The organism is Streptomyces sp. NPDC016845 (assembly GCF_044332585.1).
GTDB lineage: Bacteria > Actinomycetota > Actinomycetes > Streptomycetales > Streptomycetaceae > Streptomyces.
This window is the reverse complement of the sequence record NZ_JBIRPI010000018.1, coordinates 1-18,989: the sequence shown is the minus strand read 5'-3', so window position 1 is coordinate 18,989 and position 18,989 is coordinate 1. Positions and strand designations below refer to the sequence as shown.

The window sequence follows — 18,989 nt, the reverse complement described above, 5'->3', positions numbered from 1 at the left end:
GGTAGCCGCTGTGCACCCGTCCGCGGGTGCACAGCCCGTGCCTTCTTCAGTAATCGGCGCGCATCGCGGCCCGCACGTCCCTCAGGGTCGCGTCGGCGATCGCGTTGGCCCGCTCGTTCCCGGCCCGGAGCACCTCTCGTACGTAGCCGCGGTCCTCGGCGTAGGCGGCGCGGCGGGCCCGGATCGGGGCGAGGTACCCGTTGACGGCGTCGGTGACGCGGCGCTTGAGCGCGGCTCCTCCCTGGGCGCCGATCTCCTCGGCGACCCGGAGCGGGTCGGCACCTTCGCACAGCGCGGCGAGCAGGACGAGCGAGGAGACCTCGGGCCGCGCGTCGGGGTCGTAGGTGATGTGGCGCTCGGCGTCGGTCCTGGCGCCGCGGATCAGGCGCGCGGTCTCGTCGGCGTCGGCGGACAGGGCGATGGCGTTGCCCCGGCTCTTGCTCATCTTGGTGCCGTCGGTGCCGAGCAGCAGCGGCGCCGTGGACAGCAGCGCCTCGGGCAGCGGGAAGACCTGCTCCCCGTGGCCGTAGCGCTCGTTGAAGCGGCGGGCGACGGTGCGGGTGATCTCCAGGTGCGGCAGCTGGTCCTGGCCGACCGGGACCACGTTCGCCTTGCAGAAGAGGATGTCGGCCGCCTGGTGCACCGGGTAGGTGAACATCAGCCCGCTGACCGCCGCCTGCCGGGAGTGCGCGATCTCGTCCTTGACCGTGGGGTTGCGGCTCAGCTCGGAGACGGAGACGAGGCTGAGGAACGGCAGCAGGAGCTGGTTGAGCGCGGGCACGGCGCTGTGCGCGAAGATCGTGGAGCGGTCCGGGTCGATGCCGACGGCGAGGTGGTCGAGGACGAGCTCCTCCACGTACTCCTTCGGATTCTCGGCCACGTCGCGGTCGGTGAGGACCTGGTAGTCGGCGACGAGGACGAAGGTCTCGACGCCGAGGTCCTGGAGTCTGACGCGGTTGTGCAGGGTGCCGAAGTAGTGGCCGAGATGGAGGCGTCCGGTGGGCCGGTCGCCGGTGAGGACGCGGTGGCGGCCGGGCTCCTTGCGGATGAGTTCTTCGGTGCTGGTCATGGTTTCTCTCTCCCTGGTCATGGGCGCCCTCGGGACGGCATGACTTCCCTGGGGAAGAGAGAAAAGGGCCGTCCGGGGGACGGCCCTTCGGTTCGCGCATGGCTGTGGCCGCCTCTAAGTGAGGCGCCACCAGCACAGACACGAGAAGTCGGACATACGACGAGCCTAACACCCGCCTGTGCGGCTCTTAGGGTGCCAGCGGTGTGAACTGGACCGGCAGCGACTGCGGGCCGCGCGTGAACACGCCCTGTTCGACCGGGTCGAAGCCGTCGGCGAGACGGACGTCGGGCATGGCGTCGAGGAGCTGGTTGACCCCGATCTCGACCTCCGCCTTGGCGAGCAGCGCGCCGACGCAGAAGTGCCGTCCGAGGGCGAAGGCGAGGTGGTCGGCGGCGGCCGAGAACGCGGTCGTGGCCGTCAGGTCGGTGCGGAAGAGGTCGAAGCGGTCCGGGTCCGCGTAGCGGTCCTCGTCGCGGTTGGCGGCGCCGATGAGGCAGGTGACGGTGGCCCCGGCGGGGATGGTGCCCCCGGACACCTCCACGTCGACCGCCGACTGACGCATGATCATGTGGACGGGCGGGGTGAACCGCAGCGTCTCCGCGAAGGCGCGCTCGATCAGCGAGCGGTCCGCGCGGACGGCGGCCAGCTGCTCGGGGTTGACGAGGAGGTTGGCGAAGATGCTGGCGATGGCCTTGTCGGTGGTCTCGCCTCCGGCGGCGAGGAGCAGGCTGCAGAACGCCTTGATGTCCTCGTCGCTCATCTTCACGCCGTCGACCTCGGCGGCGCACAGCGCGGAGAGCAGGTCGTCGCCGAGGTTCTCGCGGCGCGCCCGGATGATCGGGATCATGTACTCGGCGAACTCGACACGGGTGCGCTCCCCCGCAGCCGTCACCTCGGCGTCGCCCGCCAGGTTGCCGAGGAAGGCGATGACTGCGGTGTACCAGTCGTGGAAGCGGGCGTGGTCGGCCTTGTCGAGGCCGAGCATGTCGGCGATGACGTTGACCGGGAACCGGGTGGCGTAGTCGTGGACGAGGTCGGCGGCGCCGGTGTGCCGGAACTGGTCTATCAGCGCACGGGAGTTGGCCTCTATGACGGGGAGGAACTTCTCCTGGAGGTCGCTGCCGCGGAAGGCCGGGGCGACGAGCGCGCGGCGCACCGCGTGCTCGCGCCCGCTGAGCTGGAGGATCGTCTTGCCGTGGACGGGTTCCAGCTGCCAGTCGTAGTTGTCGGTGGTGAACTGGCCCGCCTTGTCCTTGAAGACGCGTTCCACGTCGGCGTACCGCGAGACGATCCAGCTCTGCGTCGGCTCGTGCCAGAAGAGCGGCGCGTTCGCGCGCATCTCGCGGTACGCGGGGTAGGGGTTCTCTGCGAACTCCGGCGAGAGGATGTCGGGGACCTGCGCGGTGGACATGGAGCTCCCTGAGTGGGTGAACGGACGATCCGTCGCCAAGGCTAGGGATCGCCCGCCACCCGGAACAGCCCCCTCCACGCCGTCAGTTGAGGACTACACGAATTTCGTGGCCGAAAACGGTCGGCGTGGCGGCTGATGTCAGCCGTTGGGCAGGATCACCGCGCGCCCGTTGATCTTGCCGTCGTGCAGGCGCTCGTAGGCGAGGGGCGCGTCGTCGAGCGAGTACGTCTCGGTGTGCACGGAGACGGCGCCGGCCCGCGCGAGGTCGAGGACCTCGATGAGTTCGCCGCGGCTGCCCCAGTACGGCGCGGTGACGCTGACCTCGAAGTTCTGCTGCCCGAAGCCGACGGGCAGGGTGCCGCCGCCGATGCCGACGATGGTGACGTCGCCCTCGATGGCGGCGACGGCACCCGCGATGTCGACGGTGGGCTGGACGCCGACGAAGTCGAAGACGGCCTCGGCGCCGATGCCGCCGGTCAGCTCCTTGACCTTCCCGGCCGCCTCGGCGTTCGACAGGATCGCCTCGTGCGCGCCGACCGTACGGGCCAGGGCGAGCTTGTCCTCGGAGACGTCGAGGGCGATGACGCGCGTCGCGGACATGGCGCGCAGAAGCTGGATGGCGACGTGGCCGAGGCCGCCGGTCCCGATGACGACGGCGGTCGAGCCGGGCACGAGCTTCGGCAGCGAGCGCTTGATCGCGTGGTACGGGGTGAGGCCCGCGTCAGTGAGCGGCACGGCGGCGACGGGGTCGAGCCCGTTGATCGGCACGAGGTGGCGTGAGTCGTCGACGAGCATGTACTCGGCCATGGAGCCCGGGGCGCCGAGGCCGGGCGGGCGGATACCGAGCTCGTCGGCGCGCAGGCAGTAGTTCTCCTTGCCCTGTGCGCAGGGGGCGCAGGTGCCGCAGCCCCAGGGCCCGTAGACGGCGACGGAGTCGCCCTCCTCCAGACCGCTGACGCCCGCGCCGAGCGCGGCGACGGTGCCGACGCCCTCATGGCCGAGGGTGAGCGGCAGCTCGTACGGGAAGGACTCCGCGGGCCAGCTCATGACCGCGATGTCGGAGTGGCAGACGCCGGCGGCGGTGACCTTCAGGAGGACCTGCCCGGGGCCGGGCTCCGGGTCGGGGACGGTGACGACCTCGGGTGCTGCCCCTACGGTCCGGTACTGAAGTGCCTTCATGGCTCGACTCCTTCGTCGCTCTCTCGGTCCCCCGCGCCCCTACCGTAACTCTTTCGCGTCCCACTGGGACATATGTCTCGATGGGACTTCCGTCTCAGTGGGACTTCCGTCCCGATGGGACTTTAGCGTGGGTGGTCACCGGAGAGCCGGAGGAGCATCGCGGCGAGCCGGTGTTCCGGGTCGCCAGGTCGAGGCCGACGGGCGCCACGGCTTCACGGACGGGATGGCACAGCGCATTGGGGTGGACGTTCAGCACCTTGGGGACCTGCGGCACGTCGCCGAACGAGTCCGGCGAGGGCGGGCACCGGCCGCCAGGAAGCGGCGCTCTGCGGCAGGGCGACGTCGCACCGCCAGGACCGCCGGCCCGGCCATCGGCCCGGGCCCGCCGCCCGTACAGGCGCGCGGACATAAGAGGACCCCGACCGTACGGGGGAGAACGGTCGGGGCCTCGCTCATAAGTTTAACAGCGAACCAACCGCGTCCGATACATGCGATCAAGGTACGCCGCGTGAGGTCGGACACATAGGAGCATCAGCCGCAAATCACTCGCCTCAGCCCGCGCCAGAAGACGCGGACGCGTCGGCGGCAGGTACGGACGGCATGATTCCGGTCGGTGTGCGGGAGCCATCAGGCCGCCGACGCGCCAGATGCCGGTCGGGCCCCGGTCGTACGGGCCCGCTCCGAGCTGAGGAAACGCCGCCCCCGATCGAACACGTGCGAAAAGCACCGGCCAGATCCCCCGTCCGGCGGAACTGGCCGGTCTTGCCGTCGACCAGGTAGATGCCTGAGGCATCCAATAGAGGTGGAGCGCGGAACGACCAGCTCCGCGCGCACGGACGAGCACTGCGAGGCGATCCGATCCATGACGGAATCCACGACGGAACCGGCCCGCCAGGACCTGCACCACCCTCATCCCCCGACCCTCACGACCGAGGTCTCCTTCCCGCAGGACCGGGGCTGCCCCTACCACCCGCCCACCGCGTACGCGCCGCTGCGCGAGACGGCTCCCCTCGGCAGGATCACCCTCTTCGACGGCACCTGGGCGCACGTCGTCACCGGGCACGCCCTGGCCCGGCGGCTCCTGGCCGACCCCCGGCTCTCCAGCGACCGGACGAGGGCCGACTTCCCGGCGACGACCGAACGGCTCGCGAAGACCAGGGCGCGCCGGGTGGCGCTGCTCGGCGTCGACGACCCCGAGCACAACGCCCAGCGCCGCCTGCTGATCCCGAGCTTCTCGGTGAAGCGGATCGCCGCGCTGCGCCCGCGCATCCAGGAGACCGTGGACCGGCTGCTCGACGCGATGGAGCGGCAGGGGCCACCGGCCGAGCTGGTCGGGGCCTTCGCCCTGCCGGTGCCGTCGATGGTGATCTGCTCGCTGCTCGGCGTGCCCTACGCCGACCACGAGTTCTTCGAGGAGCGCTCCCGGCGCCTGCTGCGCGGACCGGCCGCCGCCGATGTGGAGCAGGCCAGGGTCGAGCTGGAGGGCTACCTCGGCGACCTGATCGACCGCAAACGGCGCCAGCCCGGCGACGGGCTGCTCGACGAACTGATCCACCGGGACGGGCCGGACGGACCGCCCGACCGCGACCAGCTCATCGCCTACGCGGTGATCCTGCTCATCGCCGGGCACGAGACGACGGCGAACATGATCTCGCTCGGCACGTTCACGCTGCTGCGCCACCCCGGGCAGCTCGCCGCGCTGCGGTCCGGGGAGACGACCACGGCCGTCGTCGTGGAGGAGCTGCTGCGCTACCTGTCGATCGCGGACGGGCTGCTGCGCGTCGCCAACGAGGACATGGAGGTCGAGGGGCGAACCATCCGGGCCGGCGAGGGCGTGGTGTTCTCGACGTCCCTCATCAACCGGGACGAGGGGGCGTTCCCGGGAGCGGACGCCCTCGACTGGGACCGCTCGGCCCGCCACCACCTCGCGTTCGGCTTCGGCATCCACCAGTGCCTGGGCCAGAATCTCGCCCGCGCCGAGCTGGACATCGCGCTGCGCACCCTCTTCGGGAGGCTGCCGGGGCTCCGCCTCGCGGCGCCCGCCGAGGAGATCCCGTTCAAACCCGGCGACACGATCCAGGGCATGCTCGAACTGCCCGTGGCGTGGTGAGCGCCGTGGGGATCGAGGTCGACAAGGAGCGCTGCGTCGGCGCGGGCATGTGTGCGCTGACCGCCCCTGACGTGTTCACGCAGGACGACGACGGCTTCAGCGAGGTGCTTCCCGGCGGCGCCGAACGGGCCGGGGAGCACCCGATGGTCAAGGAGGCGGTACGGGCCTGCCCGGTGGGGGCGGTCTCCGTCACCGGGACCTGACGGCCCGGCGTCTCAGACGTGCGGCACCACGCCCACCGGGCACGGCGCGTGGTGCAGCACCGCGTGCGCGACCGAGCCGATGCGGGCGCCGACGGCGGTGCGCCGGGCGCGGCGGCCGACGACCAGGAGCTGCGCCCGCGGCGCCACCGAGAGCAGCACCTGCCCGGCGCTGCCGATCTCGACGTGCTCGACGACGGGCACGTCGGGGAAGCGCTCACGCCACGGGGCGAGAGCCGCGCCGAGCGCCTTCTTCTCGTACGGCTCCATGCCGCCCGCCTCGTCGAGCAGTTCGAGCGAGGCGGCGCTGTAGGCGAAGACCGGCGGCAGGCTCCAGGCGCGCACCGCCCGGACGCTCGCGCCGCGGGCCGCCGCCGTGCGGAAGGCGAACTCCAGCGCGGCGGCGCTGTCCTCCGGTGCGCCCTCCTGCCCGACGACCACCTCGTGCCCGGCCGCCTCGGTGAAGGCCTTGTCGTCCGCGCGGACCAGGACGACGGGCCGCTCGGTCCGGGCGATGACCTGCCGGCCGACCGAACCGAGGAGGAAACCGACGAGGGGGCCGTGCCCGCGCGAGCCGAGCGCGAGGAGTTCCGCGCCCCGGGCGACGGCGAGGAGCGCGTCGGCGGCACCGTCCGCGTCGAGGACGTCGGTGGTGACGGCGAGAGTGCGGTGCCGCTCGGCGATCTCCTGCTCGGTCTCCTCGAGGAGGTCACGGGCCCAGCGGGCCTGCGCGTCCGCGTCGGCGGCGAGCGCGAGCGCCTCCGGTGCGGGCGTGCCGACGTGCACCAGACGCAGCGGCGTCCCGCGCCGCACCGCCTCGCGCGCCGCCCAGGCCGCCGCGGCCTCGCTCTCGGGTGATCCGTCCACTCCCGCGGTGATCGGCCGGGTCATGGTGGGGCCTCCTGTAGGGTCCGTGGCCGCGCCGTGCGGCTGCCGCCGTCCACCGCCGATCCTGCCCTACGTGGCGACGCGGGCGCCGGTGGCCCCGGAAGGTTCGGGCCTCCCGGGCCCGGCGGGCTTCTCGGGGCGCAGGAAGCGGTTCCAGCCGCCCGGCGGCCGCTCGCCCACGTTCAGGCCGCGCAGCTTGGCGAGGACCGCGGGGTCCTGCGCGTCGAGCCAGTCGACGAACTGCCGGAAGGAGACGAGCCGTACGTCCTTGTTGTCCGCGACCCGCTTGAGCGTCTCCTCGACGGCGTCCATGTAGATGCCCCCGTTCCACTCCTCGAAGTGGTTGCCGATGAAGAACGGGGCCCGGTTCGTCTCGTAGGCCCGCTGGAAGCCGTGCACGTAGGCCTGCGTGGCCTGGGTGCGCCAGCCCGGGTAGTTGTAGGACGGGGCGCGGGTGGAGTTCTTCGACTGGTTGGCGAGGATGTTGTAGTCCATCGACAGGACCTCGAAGCGGTGGCCCGGGAACGGGACGGCCTGCAGCGGCAGGTCCCACACCCCGTGCTTCTTGTCGGGCCAGCGCTGCTCGCCGCCGGGCGAGGAGGCGTCGTAGCGCCAGCCGAGTTCACGGGCGACCGGCAGCAGGTTCTCCTGGCCGAGGAGGCAGGGGGTGCGGCCGCCGATCAGCTCCTGGTCGTAGTCGAAGGGCAGCGACGGCTGCTCGTGCCAGCCGGTGTTGCTGCGCCAGGTCTTGACGAACGCCTGGGCCTGCTCGATCTCACTGCGCCAGTGCGCCGCGCTCCAGTTGCCGACGGATCCGGCGCCGCCGCAGAAGTGCCCGTTGAAGTGCGTGCCGATCTCGTGGCCCTCGAGCCAGGCCTGGTGCACGTACTTGAGGGTCTCCTTGACGTGGTCGTTCGTCAGGTAACCGATGTCGGAGGCGCCGACCGGGTTGTTCGGCGGGCGGTAGAGGCGCTTCTTCTCCTCGGGCAGCAGGTAGAGGCCGGAGAGGAAGAAGGTCATGTGCGCGTTGTGCTCGCGGGCCAGTTCCAGGAAGCGGGGGAAGAGGCCGTTGCCGACCTCGCCCGCGCCGTCCCAGGAGAAGACGACGAACTGCGGGGGCCGCTCGCCGGCCTCGAGGGGCGCGGCCGCGCCGGGCTGGCGCGGCTGCTTGCCGGTGTACGAGGTCGAACCGTCGCCGATCAGCCGCGGCGCGACCTTCTTCGGCGCCCCTTGGGGCCCTTCCTGGCGCTGCCCCGGGCCCGCCGGGGGCCAGCCCCCGGCCTCGCCGTGGCCGCAACCCGTGAGGGACCCGGCCGCGGCGCCGAGGCCGATCCCGAGCCCCAGGCGCGCTGCTCCTCTGCGGCTGATTCCACTCATGCAGATCCCCATCCGCGCCGAGCGAGGCGCGTTGTGTGTCCCCCATTGACATCGACCTTCGCACCGTAAATCCGATAAACGGACTAAACGGACTTTTAGTGCGACGCGCCGGGCGAACGGGTGAGGGGATGCGCCAACGGGTGAGTGGCGGACCGGGACGGCGGGGCGTCAGTCCTCGCCGACGACCTTGCCCGGGTTGAACAGGTCCAGCGGGTCGAGCGTCCGCTTCACGGCTCGCTGCATCGCGCAGACCTCGGGGCCCAGCTCGCTGCGCATGCCGCCGCGCTTGAGCAGGCCCACACCGTGCTCACCGGTCACCGTGCCGCCCGCGGCGACCGCCGCCTGGAGCAGCTCCTCGAACGCGGCCTGCGCGGCGACGCGGGCCGCCTCGTCGCCGGGTTCGGTGATCAGCAGGGGGTGCAGATTGCCGTCACCGGCATGCGCGATGGTGGCGATGCGGACCCCGTGCCGGCGGCCGATCTTCTCGATGGTGGCCAGCATGTCGGGCACGGCCGAGCGGGGCACGCAGAGGTCCTCGGTGAGGACGGGGCCGAGCCGCTCCAGCGCGGGATAGGCGAGGCGTCGTACGTCGAACAGGGCCTCGGCCTCGACGGCGTCGGTGGACTGCTCGGCCCACAGCGCGCCGGCCTCCTGGAAGGCGTCCGCCACCGCGGCGGCCTCGGCGGCTCCCGCGTCGCCCGCCGCGTCGATGCGGGCGAGCAGCATGGCCTCGGCGCCCGGCTCGATGCCCAGGTGCTTCCAGTCCTCGACGGCCTCCATGCAGGCGCGGTCGAGGAGTTCGAGGGCGGCGGGGGCGAGACCGCGGCGGGTGACGAGCGCGACCGCGGCGCCGGCGGCGACCAGGCTGTCGAACGCGCCGACGACCGTACGCGGTTCGGCGGCGGGCGCGGGCCGCAGGCGCAGGGTGATCTCGGTGATGACGCCGAAGGTGCCCTCGGAGCCGACGAACAGGCTCGTCAGGTCGTAGCCGCTGACGCCCTTGGTGGTGCGCCGGCCGAGCCGGACGCGGCTGCCGTACTCCCCCGCCGGGCCGCCCATGACGACTTCGAGGCCGAGGACGTAGTCGCGGGTGACGCCGTACTTGAGGCAGCACAGGCCGCCCGCGTTGGTCGAGACGTTGCCGCCGATCGTGGACCAGGGGGCGCTGGCCGGGTCCGGGGGGTACCACAGGCCGTGCTCGGCGACGGCGGCCTTCAGGTCGTTGTTGACGACCCCGGGCTGGACGACGGCGAGCAGGTTCTCGGTGTCGATCTCCAGGATGCGGTTCATCCTGGAGACGTCGAGGACGACGCAGCCGTCGACCGCGTTGGCGCCGCCCGACAGGCCGGTGCCCGCGCCGCGTGTGACGACCGGTATCCGCCGCTCGGCGCAGACCCGCACCACCGCCCGCACCTCTTCGGTGGAGGTGGCGCGGACCGCCGCGAGCGGGCGGCCCACGGGCGCCCACTCGGCGTCGTCGCGGCCGAGCGTCGCGAGGACGTCCGCGTCGGTGACAAGGGTGCTGCCGGGCAGCGCGTCCACGAGTTCGCGCACCGTGTCTGCTGTTTCTGCCGTGTTGATGTCGTACCTCCAGAGCGTGTCCGCATGACCGGCGAGGTGCCGGGTAACCCCCGGACACCATGATGGGACAGCGCTTCGCGCCGCCGAACGGCCGGGAGGGACGATGGGCTCCACCATGAGGGGGACGCACGCCACGGAGACGGGGGCGGCGCTCCCCCGCGTCCCGCACCCCACGCGCGTGACACCGCAGGACGCGCGGGAACTCTCCCGCCTCTTCTTCCGCCGCCTCGCCGAGCTGGAGGAGGGCACGCGCGCGTACCAGTACACCCGCAACACACTGATCGAGATGAACATGTCGCTCGTCCGCTTCGCGGCGGGGCGCTACCGCCATCGCGGCGACGACATGGAGGACGTCGTCCAGGTCGGCATGATCGGTCTGATCAAGGCCATCGACCGGTTCGACATCTCCCGCGAGGTCGAGTTCACCTCGTTCGTGCTGCCGTACATCAGCGGCGAGATCAAGCGGTTCTTCCGCGACACGACGTGGGCCGTGCACGTGCCGCGCCGCCTCCAGGAGCTGCGCCTCGAACTGGCGAAGGCCCGCGAGGAGCTCCGCACCCGCCTGGGCCGCGAGCCCACCACCGCCGAGCTGGCCACGCTGATGAACCTGCCGGAGGCGGAGATCCGCGAGGCCCGGCTGGCCTCGAACGGCTACAGGTCGACGTCGCTCGACGCGGCGCCCGGCGGCGACAGCGACGAGGACGACGAGTCGGTGCTCGCCGACTTCATCGGCGCGCAGGACGCGGCGATGGAGCTGGTGGAGGACTTCCACGCGCTCGCCCCGCTCCTCGCCCGGCTGCCCGAGCGCGACCGCAGGCTGCTGCACCTGCGGTTCGTGGAGGAGCTGACCCAGGCGGAGATCGGCGAGCGGCTCGGCTGCTCACAGATGCACGTCTCACGGCTGATCACGCGGCTCATCGCCCGGCTGAGGTCCGGGATGCTCACGCAGAGCTGAGACGCCGGGCGGCCCCGGCCAGGCTCACTCCGGAAGCATGCTCATTCCGGAAGCGACCTCACTCCGGAGGCGTGCTCATTCCGGAAGCGTCCTCACTCCAGAGGCGTGCTCATTCCGGAAGCGTCAGGACGGCCTTCACGCGCTTGCCGACCGGCACCCGCTCGACGGTGACGTCGGCGAGCATGCCCACGATCTCCAGACCGTGGCCGCCGATGCGCCCCGGGTCCCGTGGATAGCGCCGCGGGACGGTGTCACTGCTGTCGTACACGGCGACGGTGATCTGCCGTGCGGTGCCCTCGAGCTCCAGCACGTACGGGCCGTGGGCGTGCCGGTCCGCGTTGGTGACCAGCTCGCTGACGACGAGGAGGACGTCGCCCGCGAGCCTGCGGTCGACGTCGACACACCATTCCTGCGTCAGCTGCGCCAGAAACGTCTCCGCAAAGCTCCGGGCTTGCGCTATGCAGCCCGGCTCCCCGGAGTAGTGGCTCATCCGCCGCAGCGGTTCGACAGGCGTGTCGAAGCCAATTGGGATCACTGCCCCGTCCAAATACTCGGTCATTCGCGTCTCTCTCGACCGGGCCTGAGGTGGTCAGGCCCCCGCAGCCATGCTGATACCCCGAGTGGGGCAGTGCAGTCCTTCGGGTTGCGATGTGACTGACGGCACTGGGCCCCGCCACTCGGGACGGGGCCCAGCAAGGGCTCGCCGGCTCCTCGCGCCGCCCGTGCGCGGACCGGCGGCCGGGTCAGCCGGGAACGTCGCCGTCACCGGTGACCACCAGGAACGCGTCCGTATCCAGGTCCATCACCACCGTCGCGGACCGTCCCTGAGCACGCACCTGAGCGGCGTACTCCTCCGCCGGCCAGGAACCGCGGGGCGCCCCCGCGGGAAATCGCCGCAACACCGTCGTCCGCATAGCGCCGCACCTCCACGCCCGTCTCCACCGTACGGACGGTTCCCACTCGGTGACCGTCCGTCCTCCCTGTCTTCCGCTTGCCCGCTTTTCAGGCGCGCATGCAGTACCTGTTGGACGTCGCAATGTCACCGCTCAGCCGGGAGCCGCTCCGTGCGTGTTCATGTCGTTCTCTTCACCGCCGACCTGCGGGTCCACGACCATCCACCGCTGCGGTCCGCACTCAAGGCCGCCGACGCGGTGGTACCGCTGTTCGTCCGGGACACCGGGATCGCCGGGGCCGGGTTCCCCGCGCCGAACCGGGAGGCGTTCCTCGCCGACTGCCTGCGCGATCTCGACGCGAACCTCCGCAAGCGCGGCGGGCGCCTCGTCGTCCGTTCCGGCGCGGTGGCGGAGGAGGTCGCGAAGGTCGTCACGGAGAGCGGCGCGAGCGCCGTGCACCTGGCGGGCGACGTCAGCGGCTACGCCCACCGCCGCGAGGACCGGCTGCGCTCGGCGCTCGACGGCACCGGGTGCGAGATGGTCGTCCATGACGCGGTGGTGACCTGCGTGCCGCCGGGCGCGGTCACCCCGGCGGGCAAGGACCACTTCGCCGTCTTCACCCCCTACCACCGGAAATGGGCCGAGGAGCACACGCGGGCCGTCGGCCGGGCGCCGCGCAAGGTCACCGTGCCGGACGAGGTGAAGTCCGAACCGCTGCCCGGGCGCGGCGCCGTCGAGGGCGTGTCACCGGCGCTCGCCGAGGGCGGCGAACAAGCGGGCCGGGAGCGCCTCAGCGCGTGGCTGCGCTCGGGCATCGGCGCCTACGAGGACCAGCACGACGACATGGCGGGCGACGCCACCTCACGGCTCTCCCCCGATCTGCACTTCGGCACGATCAGCCCGACGGAGGCGGTGCAGCGGGCGCGGGCCGCGAGCGGTCCGGGCGCCGAGGCGTTCGTACGGCAGCTCGCCTGGCGGGACTTCCACCGCCAGGTCCTCGCCGCCCGCCCCGCCGCCGCGCACGACGACTACCGCACCCACCACGACCGCTGGCGCTCACAGCGCTCGGCGCGCAAGGAGATCGAGGCGTGGCAGGAGGGGCGCACGGGCTACCCGGCGGTCGACGCGGGCATGCGGCAGCTGCGCCACGAGGGCTGGATGCACAACCGGGCCCGGCTGCTGACCGCGAGTTTCCTCGCCAAGACGCTGTACGTCGACTGGCGGGTCGGCGCCCGCCACTTCCTCAGCCTGCTCGTGGACGGTGACATCGCCAACAACCAGATGAACTGGCAGTGGATGGCGGGCACGGGCACGGACAGCCGGCCCAACCGGGTGCTCAACCCGGTGACGCAGGGCAAGCGGTACGACCCGTCCGGCGCGTACGTGCGCCGGTGGGTACCGGAGCTCGCCGGCATCTCCGGATCCGCCGTGCACGAGCCGTGGAAGCTGAAGGCGAAGGACCGGGCGGAGTACGACTATCCGGAGCCGCTGCTCGAACTGCCCGACGGGCTCGCCCGGTTCAAGCGCGCCCGGGGCGTGCGCTGAGCCCTGGCGCGGTGGACACGGTGGACGCGGTGAGCTCCGGATAGAGCCGCTCGATGGCGGCCAGCGCCTCGGGCAGCGTCGAGGGGCGCAGCGCGCCGCGCACCGTGCGCCCCGCCCAGCCGGGCCCGCCGAGCACGACGGCGGGTCCGCCGCGGGCGCCGCGCACGCCCCAGCGGCTCTCGGCGAGCTGCCGGGCCAGCGGGAGGTTGGCGGTGGAGCGGGCCTGCGCCCACAGCACGACGGCGCGCGGGCCCGTCCGGCGCACGGCGGCGGTGACCGCCTCGACGGGCACGGCCGCCCCGAACATCCGCTGCGGAAGGCCGATCTCGTCGAGGGCCGCGCTCAGCGCCTCGAGGGGCAGCGAGTGCTGTTCGGCGGGTACGCAGGCCAGGACGGTGGGCGGCACGGACAGGGTGACGGGCGCGACGGGGCCACGGTGCAGCATGCCCGAGACGTGCCAGGACAGGAAGTGCTCGACCTCCACGTAACGGTCGCCCGCCTCCTCCCACTTGCGGCCGATGGCGTGCAGGACCGGCACCATGACGTCCTGCCAGGCGTGGACCATGCCGTGCCGCTCCACCGCCTCGGTGAGCAGGGACCGCACGCCGGGCGCGTCGAGCCGGGTGGCCGCGCGGGAGAGGCCGCGGTGCTGGCGTTCGAGCGTGGCCTTCGAGGGGCGCTCCGGCGTGCGGCGCTGGGGCGGGAGCGCCACGGACAGGAGGCCGGTGCCGCGGCGGGAGACGGCCTGGTGGGCGGCGTCGGCGGGCGGCAGCCCCGTCGCGGTGAGGCGGCACATCTCCTCGACGACCGCGACGTCCTCGGCGGACCAGCGCCTGTGGTGGCCGTCGGCGCGCTGGGCGGGCCCGAGGCCGTAGCGCCGGTCCCAGGTGCGCAGGGTCGTCGGCGCGACCCCGAGCCGCCGGGCGAGGGCACCGGTGGTGACCCCCGGCACTGTCGACACCGCGCCGTTGCCGCCCCGCTCGTCGTCCCGCTCCAGGTCCATCGGCCCACGATACGACGCACAAACGATGCGGGTTGGGGTACGACCGTGACTATGCAGAAGATGACCGCTCCGCGGACGGGGACGGGGCCGATCCGCCCGCTTGCCTCTGGTTCCGTCCGCTTCCGTTCGCCTCTGCGCGTCCTCGACGGTGTCGGCGCCGCCGAGGACCGTCCCGTGAACGGTGCCTCACCGGGCACCGTTCACGGCGACGACCCAGGGGCGCGAGCCGCGCCCCCCGGTTAGGGTCTGTGATCATGAGTGCCCGATCCGTCCTGATCCGTGAGCTGCCCGAGTCCGACATCGAGCGCGCCCTCGCGCTCGCCTACCTGGTCTTCCACGAGTCACCGCCGGACGAGCGGCGCAAGCACCACCGCGAGACGATGGCCGGCTTCCTGCGCATCGGCGCCTACGACGGTGCGGACCTGGTCGGTTTCGCGGCCGCGCACCCGTTCTCCGTGTCCGTGCCCGGTGGCGGCGAACTGCCCTGCCCCGGTCTGACGTTCGTGTCGGTGGCGCCCACCCACCGGCGCCGCGGCGTGCTCTCCGGGATGGTGAGCGAGCTGTTCGCCCGCTGCGCGCGCGAAGGCGCTCCGCTCGTCGCGCTGTGGGCGTCGGAAGCGTCCATCTACGGCCGGTTCGGCTTCGGCCCCGGCACCTACGGCGCGAGCCTCCGGATCGACTCGCGGCGCCCCCTGGCGCTGCGAATCGCGCCGGACCCCCGTCCGCTGCGCCTGGTCGACCCGGCGGAGGCGCCCGCGCTGCTCGGCCCGTACTACGAGCGGACGCGCACGCGGCGGGCGGGCCGTCCGGCCCGTACGGAGGCGTGGTGGCGCGACGAGTGGCTCGTCGAGAAGGACGAGGACGACGACGACCTGTCGCCGCCGCGCGTCGTCGCGCTCGGCGATCCGCTCGCCGGGTACGCGGTCTACCGCACCAAGTCCGGCGACGAGGAGGCCCGTACGCCGGGCTCGGTCCGGGTGGACGACCTGGAGGCCGACACCCCCGAGGCGGCCGCCACCCTGTGGAGCTACCTGACCGCCATCGACCTGACCGGCACCGTACGGTCCTGGGGCCGGCCGGTCGACGACCCGCTGCCGCTGTTCGCGGCCGACCCGGACCAGGTGCGGGTCACGGAGACGTTCCCGGCGCTGTGGGTGCGTCTGGTCGACGTGCGGGCCGCCCTGGAGGCCCGGACCTGGGCCGCGCCCGTGGACCTCGTCCTCGCGGTCCGCGACGAGCAGGTGCCGGCGAACGCGGGCGGCTTCCGGCTCATCGCGTCACCGGACGGGTTCTCGTACGCGCCGACCGGGGACGATCCGGACCTCGTGATCGAGGCGCGGGACCTCGCGACGGTCTACATGGGCGCCACGTCCGTACGGGCCCTGGTGGGGGCGGGTCTGGTCGGCGAGTACAAGCAGGACGCGGCGGCGATGTTCGACGCGGCGCTGCGGACGGAGCTGCTGCCGCACACGGTCGACGGGTTCTGAGCCCGCCGCCGGGTACGGCCGGCCGTCACACCGAGGCGTGGGCGGGGCTCCACAGGGCCGTACGGGCCATACGGAGGGCGTCCACGGACTCGGCGAGCAGTTCGTACTCGGTGGTCTCGTCCCGGGTGGCGACGCGCACGAGCCGGCCGCCCGCCAGCTCCTCGGCGACGCGCTGCTGCTGGACCGTGTCCGCGCACCACGCGCGCAACAGGGCGGGCACGTCCGTGGTGTCGTCGGTGACCGGCATCAGCGCACCGGACGGCACGTGCGGCAGATCGGGGCGCGGGTCGAGGCGGTCGGCGATCCAGGAGGCGCGGTCGCGCAGCCACCAGAGGGCGAGGGGCAGCGTGGGCGCGCGATAAGTGCCGAGGGGAACTCCGACGCGTCGTCCGCCGCAGATTCCGTATGCGGTGACGTGGCACAGGAATTCGTCGTGCACGATCTCCCCCATTGCCCGGCGCCGCGAAGAGGCACCGGTCCGGAAATTGATCAGCGATCGACGGCTTCGACGGCACGGCCGGGGCGATCAAGAGGATTGATCGTCCGTCCACCACCTTCGAACAAAATTCAACCGTCCCTCCTGTGAAGTATCGGCACTTCGAACGCACTGTCACCACGCTTTTCACGCCAGTCTCACGCCGTATTCCGGCGCGCCGTTGGCCGAAATCGGCGGGGTCGACGAAACTGCACTTCATGCGCTCACACGACGTACTCATCGAAGGTTATGGCCGGATTAAGGAAGTGGTGCACTCCACCGTCGAGGACCTTCCCCCCGACGATCTCCACAAGCGGCCCGGCGGCGGGGCCAATTCCATCGCCTGGCTGATCTGGCACCTCACGCGCGTGCAGGACGACCACGTCGCCGACGCGTCGGACGGCGAGCAGGTCTGGTCGGCCGAGGGGTGGGCCGACCGCTTCGCCCTGCCGCTGCCCGCGACCGACACCGGGTACGGCCACACGCCGGAACAGGTCGGCCAGGTGCGGGTGGACTCAGGCGAGCTGCTGCTCGGCTACTACGACGCGGTGCACGAGCGGACGCTCGGCTTCCTCGGCGGCCTGAAGGACGACGATCTCGACCGCATCGTCGACGAGAACTGGGACCCGCCGGTCTCGCTCGGCGCGCGTCTCGTCAGCGTGCTGTCGGACGACCTCCAGCACGCGGGCCAGGCGGCGTACGTACGCGGGCTGCTCTGACGACCACACCGCACTTCCGTGAAACGGCGCTGAACTCCTCGTTCGGCGCCGTTCGCGCGTCCGGGGCGCGGGCGGAGGGCAAGACGTGCCAAAGGTCTTGACAACTCGATTGGTCTGGACCAGCTTTGGCGCACAGCGGTGGCCACCGTTCACTCGACCTTCCCACCTCTTCCCCCGGAGGCACCCCGTGGACCGTGCACGTCATGGCAGACCCGGCGCCCGCCGCTGGCTCGGCGGCGCGCTCGCCGTCACCTCGGCCGCGGCGCTCGGCGTCACCGCCCTCGCCGCTCCCGCGCAGGCAGCGGACGTCAACGTCGCCAAGAACGCCGGCTTCGAGGCAGATCTGGCCAACTGGACCTGCTCCGCGGGCAGCGGCACCGCCGTCTCCTCGCCCGTGCACGGCGGCGCCAAAGCGCTGAGGGCCACACCGGCGGGCCAGGACAACGCCAAGTGTTCGCAGACCGTCGCGGTCAAGCCCAACTCGACGTACACGCTGAGCAGTTGGGTCCAGGGCGGTTACGCCTACCTCGGTGCGAGCGGCACCGGCACGACGGACGTCTCCACCTGGACGCCGGGCAGCTCGTCCTGGCAGCAGCTCACCACCAGCTTCAAGACCGGCGCGAACACGACGTCGGTGACGGTCTACACGCACGGCTGGTACGGGCAGAGCCCGTACTACGTCGACGACCTGAGCGTCTACGGGCCCGACGGGGGCGGCGGCAGCGACCCGGTCGAGATACCCGGCGTGCCCGCGGGTCTCACCGCCGGCTCGACCACCTCCTCGTCCGTCGACCTGTCCTGGACCCCGGCCTCCACGGCGAGCGGCTACAACGTCTACCGCGACGGCACGAAGGTCGCCTCCGTCACCGGCTCCTCGGCGACCGTGACGGGGCTCGCGGCCAGCACCTCGTACAGCTTCCAGGTCAGTGCGGTGAACTCGGCCGGCGAGTCGGCCAAGTCGGCCGCCGTGACCGCGAAGACGGCCGCGACCGGGGGCAACCCGGGCGGCGGCACCGTGCCCAAGCACGCGCTCACCGGCTACTGGCAGAACTTCGACAACGGGGCGACCGTCCAGAAGCTGCGCGACGTCCAGTCGCAGTACGACATCATCGCCGTGTCGTTCGCCGACGCCACGACCACGCCGGGGCAGATCACCTTCAACCTCGACCCGGCCGTCGGCTACGGCTCCGCCGCCGACTTCAAGGCGGACATCGCGGCCAAGCACGCGGCCGGCAAGTCCGTGATCATCTCGGTCGGCGGTGAGAAGGGCAGCATCTCCGTCAACAGCGACGCCTCGGCGACCGCCTTCGCGAACAGCGCGTACGCGCTGATGCAGGAGTACGGCTTCGACGGCGTCGACATCGACCTGGAGAACGGCCTCAACTCGACGTACATGACGAAGGCGCTGCGCCAGCTGTCCGCGAAGGCGGGCTCGAAGCTGGTGCTCACGATGGCGCCGCAGACCATCGACATGCAGTCGACGTCGGGCGAGTACTTCAAGACGGCGCTGAACGTGAAGGACATCCTCACCGTCGTCAACATGCAGTACTACAACAGCGGTTCGATGCTCGGCTGCGACGGCAAGGTGTACAGCCAGGGCTCGGTGGACTTCCTCACCGCGCTCGCCTGCATCCAGCTGGAGGGCGGCCTCGACCCGTCGCAGGTCGGCCTCGGCGTTCCGGCGTCGACGCGCGGCGCGGGCAGCGGCTACGTCTCCCCGGCCATCGTCAACAACGCGCTCGACTGCCTGGCGCGCGGCACCGGCTGCGGCTCCTTCAAGCCCGCGAAGACCTACCCGGGGCTGCGCGGCGCGATGACCTGGTCCACGAACTGGGACGCGACGGCGGGCAACGCCTGGTCGAACGCGGTCGGGCCGAAGGTGCACAGCCTGCCGTAGCGGGCCATGGCGTGCCGTGGGGTGGTGTCCGTGTCCGTGGGACACCTGGCCCCGCAGACATGGCGCCCGTCTCCGCGGAGGCGGAAGCCGAGGAGTGCCCCCCGGCGAAACGCCGTAAAACAACCTTGTTTTTGGGAAATGCATGAAAGGTTGAATGATCAGGTGTTGACCGAGATCGGTTTAGTGTGGAGCAACCTACC

The 18,989-nt window shown here is 72.0% G+C and carries 16 protein-coding genes; 7 read left to right on the top strand and 9 right to left on the bottom strand.

The window, feature by feature from the left end:
- Positions 1–46: 46 nt before the first annotated feature.
- The 3 genes from trpS to ACH4RC_RS30945 all read right to left on the bottom strand — a co-directional run bounded on the left by trpS (position 47) and on the right by ACH4RC_RS30945 (position 3,659).
- The gene (trpS, locus tag ACH4RC_RS30955) at positions 47–1,069 is read right to left on the bottom strand and encodes a tryptophan--tRNA ligase (RefSeq protein WP_398206744.1); all 1,023 of its coding nucleotides are present in this window, start codon (positions 1,067–1,069) and stop codon (positions 47–49) included.
- A 187-nt stretch (positions 1,070–1,256) separates the two neighbouring features.
- Positions 1,257–2,480 (bottom strand): cytochrome P450, encoded by a 1,224-nt coding sequence (locus tag ACH4RC_RS30950; RefSeq protein WP_398206742.1) that lies wholly within the window; start codon positions 2,478–2,480, stop codon positions 1,257–1,259.
- 138 nt (positions 2,481–2,618) lie between these two features.
- On the bottom strand, positions 2,619–3,659 hold the full coding sequence (locus ACH4RC_RS30945) for an NAD(P)-dependent alcohol dehydrogenase (protein WP_398206740.1): 1,041 nt from the start codon (positions 3,657–3,659) through the stop codon (positions 2,619–2,621).
- An 862-nt stretch (positions 3,660–4,521) separates the two neighbouring features.
- Here ACH4RC_RS30945 and ACH4RC_RS30940 point away from each other — a divergent pair.
- Together ACH4RC_RS30940 and ACH4RC_RS30935 are read left to right on the top strand one after the other, a co-directional pair.
- Positions 4,522–5,769 carry a cytochrome P450 gene (locus ACH4RC_RS30940; protein WP_398206738.1) on the top strand — a complete coding sequence of 416 codons (1,248 nt, stop codon included), beginning with the start codon at positions 4,522–4,524 and terminating at the stop codon, positions 5,767–5,769.
- Between the two features lie 5 nt (positions 5,770–5,774).
- Complete coding sequence (locus tag ACH4RC_RS30935) at positions 5,775–5,972, top strand: ferredoxin (RefSeq protein ID WP_398207026.1); 198 nt, start codon at positions 5,775–5,777, stop codon at positions 5,970–5,972.
- 12 nt (positions 5,973–5,984) lie between these two features.
- On the opposite strand, the gene ACH4RC_RS30930 is transcribed toward ACH4RC_RS30935, so the two are convergent.
- The 3 genes from ACH4RC_RS30930 to ACH4RC_RS30920 all read right to left on the bottom strand — a co-directional run bounded on the left by ACH4RC_RS30930 (position 5,985) and on the right by ACH4RC_RS30920 (position 9,788).
- Positions 5,985–6,860 carry a universal stress protein gene (locus ACH4RC_RS30930; protein ID WP_398206737.1) on the bottom strand — a complete coding sequence of 292 codons (876 nt, stop codon included), beginning with the start codon at positions 6,858–6,860 and terminating at the stop codon, positions 5,985–5,987.
- 66 nt (positions 6,861–6,926) lie between these two features.
- A complete protein-coding gene (locus ACH4RC_RS30925) occupies positions 6,927–8,234 on the bottom strand; it encodes a hypothetical protein (RefSeq protein ID WP_398206736.1) in 1,308 nt (435 codons plus the stop codon).
- A 168-nt stretch (positions 8,235–8,402) separates the two neighbouring features.
- Positions 8,403–9,788: an FAD-binding oxidoreductase gene (locus ACH4RC_RS30920; RefSeq protein ID WP_398206734.1), complete on the bottom strand. Its 1,386-nt coding sequence runs from the start codon at positions 9,786–9,788 to the stop codon at positions 8,403–8,405.
- A 142-nt stretch (positions 9,789–9,930) separates the two neighbouring features.
- Between ACH4RC_RS30920 and ACH4RC_RS30915 the strand changes: the two genes are divergently transcribed.
- The gene (locus ACH4RC_RS30915) at positions 9,931–10,770 is read left to right on the top strand and encodes a SigB/SigF/SigG family RNA polymerase sigma factor (RefSeq protein WP_398207024.1); all 840 of its coding nucleotides are present in this window, start codon (positions 9,931–9,933) and stop codon (positions 10,768–10,770) included.
- Between the two features lie 109 nt (positions 10,771–10,879).
- Here the strand turns inward: ACH4RC_RS30915 and ACH4RC_RS30910 are convergent, their stop codons facing one another.
- Positions 10,880–11,329, bottom strand: coding sequence for an ATP-binding protein (locus ACH4RC_RS30910; RefSeq protein WP_398206733.1), 450 nt, complete (start codon positions 11,327–11,329; stop codon positions 10,880–10,882).
- A gap of 505 nt (positions 11,330–11,834) precedes the next feature.
- Between ACH4RC_RS30910 and ACH4RC_RS30905 the strand changes: the two genes are divergently transcribed.
- Entirely contained in the window at positions 11,835–13,208 is a 1,374-nt protein-coding gene (locus ACH4RC_RS30905) for a cryptochrome/photolyase family protein (RefSeq protein ID WP_398206731.1), read from the top strand.
- Here ACH4RC_RS30905 and ACH4RC_RS30900 read toward each other — a convergent pair.
- On the bottom strand, positions 13,183–14,211 hold the full coding sequence (locus ACH4RC_RS30900) for a MerR family transcriptional regulator (protein WP_398206729.1): 1,029 nt from the start codon (positions 14,209–14,211) through the stop codon (positions 13,183–13,185). The genes ACH4RC_RS30905 and ACH4RC_RS30900 overlap by 26 nt on opposite strands.
- Positions 14,212–14,465: 254 nt before the next feature.
- Between ACH4RC_RS30900 and ACH4RC_RS30895 the strand changes: the two genes are divergently transcribed.
- On the top strand, positions 14,466–15,698 hold the full coding sequence (locus ACH4RC_RS30895; RefSeq protein WP_398206727.1) for a GNAT family N-acetyltransferase: 1,233 nt from the start codon (positions 14,466–14,468) through the stop codon (positions 15,696–15,698).
- Between the two features lie 25 nt (positions 15,699–15,723).
- Here the strand turns inward: ACH4RC_RS30895 and ACH4RC_RS30890 are convergent, their stop codons facing one another.
- Positions 15,724–16,137, bottom strand: a complete 414-nt coding sequence (locus tag ACH4RC_RS30890; protein WP_398206726.1) for a hypothetical protein — start codon at positions 16,135–16,137, stop codon at positions 15,724–15,726.
- A gap of 254 nt (positions 16,138–16,391) precedes the next feature.
- Here ACH4RC_RS30890 and ACH4RC_RS30885 point away from each other — a divergent pair, with 254 nt between their 5' ends.
- Both ACH4RC_RS30885 and ACH4RC_RS30880 read left to right on the top strand, forming a co-directional pair.
- On the top strand, positions 16,392–16,892 hold the full coding sequence (locus tag ACH4RC_RS30885) for a DinB family protein (protein WP_398206724.1): 501 nt from the start codon (positions 16,392–16,394) through the stop codon (positions 16,890–16,892).
- A 187-nt stretch (positions 16,893–17,079) separates the two neighbouring features.
- Complete coding sequence (locus ACH4RC_RS30880) at positions 17,080–18,789, top strand: chitinase (protein ID WP_398206722.1); 1,710 nt, start codon at positions 17,080–17,082, stop codon at positions 18,787–18,789.
- The last annotated feature ends 200 nt before the right edge of the window (positions 18,790–18,989 follow it).